The 250-nt window shown below is 60.0% G+C and carries 1 protein-coding gene and 1 pseudogene; both read right to left on the reverse strand.

The annotated features are described in order from the left end of the window. Positions 1-90: uL30 family ribosomal protein (locus SB753_RS39785; RefSeq protein ID WP_410805511.1), on the reverse strand; the 90-nt coding region annotated here is incomplete at its 3' end. A 10-nt stretch (positions 91-100) separates the two neighbouring features. After that, positions 101-250: pseudogene (locus SB753_RS39790) on the reverse strand (30S ribosomal protein S5); the annotation flags it as partial.

Genomic DNA, 250 nt, shown 5'->3' on the forward strand with positions numbered 1-250 from the left:
CAGGCCAAGACCGCGCACCGTGGCGCGGTGCGATTCGCGGGTCCCAATCAGGCTCTTGACGAGCTGAACCTTGACAGTTTTATCAGACATGGTGACCACCTTAGCCCAGAATGTCTTCGACGGACTTACCACGCTTCGCCGCGATGTCAGCCGGCGTCGACTGCTTGCGCAGACCATCCAGCGTCGCACGAACGAGGTTGTACGGGTTCGTCGAACCGTGGCTCATGGCCACAACGTTTTGCACGCCCAT

The sequence above is a fragment of the Paraburkholderia sp. SIMBA_053 genome (genome assembly GCF_046534895.1).
Classification (GTDB): Bacteria; Pseudomonadota; Gammaproteobacteria; order Burkholderiales; family Burkholderiaceae; genus Paraburkholderia; species Paraburkholderia caledonica.